We start from the raw sequence: 5,791 nt of genomic DNA on the forward strand, positions 1-5,791 counted from the left end.
GTGGCGGGCTGTCCGCGCTGACCGACCCCGGTTCGGCCCGGCGCCCCGCCACGAGCCCGGCGCCGCGCCCCCCTTCCGGCACGGCCCCTCCCGCCCGGTGGCGCTTCGACCTGACCGACGCCACCTCCGTACCGCCCCTGGTGTGGCGCGGCAAACTCGCCATCATCACCAACATCCAGGAGGCGGTGGCCCTGGACCTGCGCACCGGCCGCCCGAGCTGGCGCCGCGACGACCTGGGCACCGACGCCACCCCCGAACCCATCAGCCGCGAACTCGCCCTCGTCACCATCAACGGCAGACTCGTCGCCTTCAACGCCCGCGACGGCCACCAGCGCTGGGTGGAGTCCAAGTACTCCGGCACCGGCCTCACCTTCGACAAGATGCTCTCCGTCGACGCGGACGGCCGCCACGCCTACTTCACCGCGACCGGAACCGCGACCGGCTCGGGAAGCGGTATCGGAAGCGGTGGCTCCAAGCCCCCCACCTACGTGGTCGCGTACGACACCCGAACCCGCCGCGAGCGGTGGCGCAGCCGGCTGCCCGCCGCGTACGGCGATGACATCGGGGCGTTCCCCACCCGCCGCTCGCTGGTCGGCCTGGGATACCCGGGCGACGAGGTGGAGCTCATCTCGCTGCGGCTGTCCGATGGACACCAGGAGTGGCGCAGGCGCTTCGACGGCGTCGGCGCGGGGGACAAGGTCGGCATCTCCGCCGGCCGTGGCCTGCTCTACGCCGCGCGCGGGGCCACGCTGCGCGCCGTGGACATCGACTCGGGCAAACAGCGGTGGTCGCTGGACATCAACAGCTACGCGACGACGAAGTCCCCGCTGGGCCACCCGGTGATCCGTCAGGGGCCGGGCGGAAAGGGCGATGTGCTGTACGTGTCCGACGGCACCAAGCTGGTCTACGCGGTCGACCCGGACCGCGGCACCGAACTGTGGCGGTCCGCGCTGCCCGACGACACCGTATGGAAGGCGACCCCCACCCTCTCGGTCACCGACTCCGGCCGTACGGTGCTGGCCGCCGCGGCGGCGGGCGTGTTCGCGCTCGACGCCCGGACGGGCGGGGTGCGGTGGCGGTTCCAGGAGAGCAGCGGCGAACTCCTGGACGAGTACCAGGTCTATCCGGCGAGATCGTCGGCCGTCGTCGCCCACGGCGCCGCCGTGTTCATGCTTCCGGTGGAGTGAATTGGAGTGAAGGGGTGCCCGTGAACGTGACGGCGGACGAGCCCGCCCTGCCCGTGCGGCCGCTGCTCGGCCACGACCCGGAGTCGTTCGGCCGCTACCGCCTGCTGGCCCGCCTCGGGTCCGGCGGGATGGGAACCGTCTTCCTGGCCCGCTCGGACGGTGGACGGACCGTGGCGCTCAAGGCCATCCACCGCGACCTGGCCGAGGAGAGCGAGTTCCGCGAGCGGTTCCGGCAGGAGCTCCAGGCGGCCCGTTCCCTCGGCGGGGCCGACTTCTTCCCGGCCGTCGTGGACGCCGACACCGACGGACCGCGGCCGTGGCTGGCCTCCGAATACCTGCTCGGCCCCTCCCTGGCACAGGCAGTGGAGGCCCACGGCCCCTGGCCGTACGCCGCGTTGCGCGCCCTGGGAGTCGCGCTCGCCCGGGGGTTGGCCACGGTGCACGGCCAGGGCCTGGTGCACCGCGATCTCAAGCCTTCCAACGTGCTGATCACCGCAGACGGCCCCAAGCTGATCGACTTCGGGCTCGCCCGGGCCGTGGGCGCCGAGCGGCTGACCCGTACCGGCCGCCAGATGGGCACGCCCGCCTATATATCGCCCGAACAGGCGCGCCCCGTCGGCGGACAGAGCGTCGGACCGCCCGCCGACGTGTTCGCGCTGGGCGGCCTGCTGGTGTACGCGGCCACCGGAAGGGCGCCGTTCGGCGAGGGCGGGGCCAACGACGTGCTGTACCGCGTGGCGTATGCGGAGCCGGACCTCGCCGGGGTGCCGGAGGAGCTGTGGCCGCTGGTCGTCGGGTGTCTGGCCAAGGACCCCGCGGATCGGCCCGCGGCCGACCGGATCCCACGCGCCCTGACGGGCACGGGCGACGACGGCGAACGGGAGGGGGAGCGGGACCGGGACCGGGACCGGCCATGGGACGGCGAACGGCAACGGGACAGCGAACGCGAGTCGTTCGCCGGTCTGCTCCCGGCGGGCGTCCTGCACGACATCGCGCTGCGCACCGCGACCGTGTGGGATGTGGCGGTACGGCGGCCCGAAGAGCCCCAGGCCCCGCCGTCCGCCACCGCCACCGCCACGGCTCCCGAGGCGCCACCGTCCCAGGACGCCCCGCGCCCGGCCCGCCGCAGGCTGGTGCTGGGCGGTCTTGGGGCCCTGGCCGCCGCCGGAGTGGCGGGCGGCGTGTGGTGGGCGGTGGCCGGTCCCGGTGACGACGACACCCGCGGCGAACCCCGGCCCGGCGCCGGCGCCTCCGGCACGGACACCGCGCCGCAGCCGCTGTGGGAGTACCGCGGCCCCCTCGGGGACCTCGGCAGACCGCTGTACCACCGGGGAGTCATCGCCGTACAGGCCGACCCGGGGGCCGGCATCCTCGGTGTGGACGCCCGCCGTGGCACGCTGCGCTGGACCGCGCCCGCGGTGTCCGGGTACACGCCGACGGCCTGCGGGGATCTGATCGTCATGAAGGCCACCTTCGCCGACGGGGACGACCGGCTGGCGATGGTCGACCCCGCCGACGGCAGGACCTGGTACTCCGACCCGCTGGGGGTGACCTTCCGCTTCACGGACCACCCGATCAGCGCCGGGGACGCCCGTACCGCGTATGTGTTCGGCCACTCGGGCGCGCACCGCGACGGTACGCCGGAGAGCCGCCGCCGGTATCTGCTCGCGTACGACCTGGTGGCCCGTAAGGTGCGCTGGCGCCGGGAGCTCGGGCGCGGCTCGGCCGACCACCTCCCGGGCGTGGTGGCGGAGGGCCGGCTGGTGCTCGTCGACGACGGTTCGGTGACCGCGTACGACACGGCCGACGGCCGGCGGCGGTGGCGGGTGGCGCTGCCCGGGGACGGTCTGGTCGCGGGTGACGGCGGCGACGAGGTGCCGCGGTGGACGGCGACGGTGGCAGGCGGCACCGTGCTGCTGAGCGGGCCCGGGCTGCGCACGATCGATCTGCGCACCGGCCGCGGGGGCTGGCGGCTCGACCCCGACCAGCTGCCCGCCGGCACGGGCGACGGGGCGGGCGGCGGTACGGTGTTCGGCGCCCCCGCCGTGGCGGACGGCGTCGCCTACCTCACGGTCCTGGGCACGCATGTGTTCGCCATCGATCTGGCGTCCCATCATGTGCGGTGGAGGTGGAAGGCGGACACCGACCTCGCCGCGCCGCCGGCCCGCACCGCGGTGGCCGGCGGACTGGTCCTCCCGACGTCGTCCGACATCCGCGCCGCCGCGGTCGCGGTGGACCGCCGCACCGGACGGATGCGGTGGACCCTGCGTGACTCGTCCGGCTCCGTACTCGGCACCACGGAGCCGCTGGTGGGCCAGGGACGGCTCTACGTCGTACGGGGCAAGTCGATCCGGGCGCTGCCGCTGACCTGAGCCGAACAACATGCCGGAGCCGGTCCCCGATTGACTTAAACCTTGGTTGATATCGGAGTCTCGGGACGCGGGCGGGCGATCCACCCGCCCCGCCGATCACGCCGATCACAAGGACTCCGATATGTCACATGCACAGCAAGCTCCCGGCGACGCTCCGCCCACCTCACCCCGGCTGGCGGTGCTCGCCGCCGTGGTCACGCTCGGCTCCATCATGTCGGTGCTGGACACCACCGTGGTGAACGTCGCCATCAACCCGCTGGCCCAGCGGTTCGACGCCCCGCTCCCCACGGTCCAGTGGGTGTCCTCCGGCTACTCCCTGGCCCTGGCCGCGGTGATCCCGGTGACGGCCTGGGCGATCCGGCGGTTCGGCACCAAGCGCGTCTACATGACGGCCATCGCGCTGTTCACCCTGGGCTCCCTGCTGGCCGGGACGGCGTGGTCGATCGAGTCGCTGGTGGCCTTCCGGATGGTGCAGGGCCTGGGCGGCGGCATGATCGTGCCGACCGGGATGACGATCATGATGCGGGCGGCCACCCCGGAGACCATGGGCCGCATCATGAGCATCATGGGCATCCCCATCCTCATCGGCCCCGTCAGCGGACCGGTGCTGGGCGGCTGGCTGGTGGACTCCTTCTCCTGGCGCTGGATGTTCACCATCAATGTGCCCGTCGGCATCACCGCCCTTGTCGTCGCCGCCCGCGCGCTGCCACGCGCCGTGGGAGCCCCCGGCCAGCGGCTGGACGTCCCGGGCCTGCTGATGCTCTCCCCGGGCCTGGCCGCGCTGATCTACGGCCTGTCCACCGGCGCGGAGCACCGGGACTTCGGCGGCGTGGGTGTGGTGCTCCCGGCGGTCGTGGGGGCCGCGCTGGTCGTGGGTTTCGTCGTACGGGCCCGGGTCTCCCCGCATCCGCTGATCGATCTGCGGCTGTACCGCGACCGGGCCTTCGCCGCCGGCGCGGGGACGCTGGGCCTGTTCGTCGTCGGCTACTTCGGCAGCATGCTGCTGCTGCCCATGTACTTCCAGGTGGTGCGGGGCGAGAGCGCCACGGCATCCGGTCTGCTGGGCGCCCCGCTGGGGCTGGCGGCCGGGGTGACCATGCAGTTCTCCGGGCGGCTCGCGGACAAGGTCGCGCCGCGGTGGCTGGTGGCGGGCGGTGTCGCCACGGCGGTGCTCGGCATGGGGCTGTTGACCCTGCAACTGTCGGACACCCTCACCTACTGGCGGCTGGCCGTTCCGCTCCTGGTGCTGGGCATCGGCGTCGGCATGACCATGATGCCGACGATGGCCGCCGCCACCCGCGGGCTCTCGGCGGACGAAGCCCCCTCGGCCTCGACGGCCCTTCAGATCACCTCCCAGGTGGCCGCCGCGACCGGTGTGGCCTTCTTCTCCGTCACGCTCTCCATCAACGGCGGCGGGACCACCACCCCCACCCACGCCGGACCGTTCGCCGACACCTACCTCTGGGCCGTGGCCCTGATGCTGGCCGCCGTCCTCCCCGCCCTGCTCCTCCCGCGCCGCCGCCCGACGGCTCCGGCGGCGGCGAACGCCCCCACCGAGGAGCGCGCTCCGCAACGCACCTGACGCCGCGTCGGCGCGCCCGCGGCTTCCCGCAGCGAATCTTGACCCGGTAAATTTCGTTACCGAGTTAAGATATGCTCCCGATTCCCGCCCACGGCGGGTTCCGCCCTCCATCGATCGTCGATTCGGAGCACGTCATGCGCATCGGTGTCGCCCTGCCCACCGACTTCACCCGGCTGTCACAAGAGGCCAACTCCGTCGACACCCTGATCGGCCAGGTGAAGGAGCTGGCCGACGCCGGGCTGTCCGCCGCCTGGTTCACCCAGCGGTTCGACCACGACGCCATCACGGTGGCCGCCCTGGCGGCCCGCGAGGTCCCCGGCATCGACGTCGGCACCGCGGTCGTACCCATCTATCCGCGCCACCCCATCGCGCTGTCCATGCAGGCCCAGACCGCGCAGGCGGCCTCCCACGGGCGCTTCACGCTGGGCGTCGGGCTCTCGACCAAGTCGTTCGTCGAGCAGACCTACGGGCTCGCACCGCACTCCAGGGTCCGTCATCTGCGCGAACACCTGGAGGCGCTGCGCTCCTTGCTGGAGACCGGCTCGGTGGACTTCAGCGGCGAGACACTGGTGGCCAAGACCTCGCTGTCGACCACCGTGCCGGGCGCCCGGCCGCGGGTGCCGGTGCTGGTCGCGGCAGCCGCGGGGGAG

At 73.5% G+C, this 5,791-nt stretch carries 4 protein-coding genes; all 4 read left to right on the forward strand.

Translation table 11 applies throughout. The features are described from left to right. Positions 1–1,187: outer membrane protein assembly factor BamB family protein (locus ACWDSL_RS51360; RefSeq protein ID WP_450496410.1), on the forward strand; the 1,187-nt coding region annotated here is incomplete at its 5' end. Positions 1,188–1,207: 20 nt separating this feature from the next. Then, positions 1,208–3,559, forward strand: a complete 2,352-nt coding sequence (locus ACWDSL_RS51365) for a protein kinase domain-containing protein (RefSeq protein ID WP_450496411.1) — start codon at positions 1,208–1,210, stop codon at positions 3,557–3,559. 121 nt (positions 3,560–3,680) lie between these two features. Further along, on the forward strand, positions 3,681–5,141 hold the full coding sequence (locus tag ACWDSL_RS51370) for a DHA2 family efflux MFS transporter permease subunit (RefSeq protein WP_450496412.1): 1,461 nt from the start codon (positions 3,681–3,683) through the stop codon (positions 5,139–5,141). Positions 5,142–5,275: 134 nt separating this feature from the next. Beyond that, positions 5,276–5,791: LLM class flavin-dependent oxidoreductase (locus ACWDSL_RS51375; RefSeq protein ID WP_450496414.1), on the forward strand; the 516-nt coding region annotated here is incomplete at its 3' end.

It is taken from the genome of Streptomyces sp. NPDC000941 (assembly GCF_053599555.1).

Bases quoted from the DNA above. Each gene is read 5' to 3' on its own strand.
- ACWDSL_RS51370 (WP_450496412.1), top strand. From the start codon at position 3,681: ATGTCACATGCACAGCAAGCTCCCGGCGACGCTCCGCCCACCTCACCC.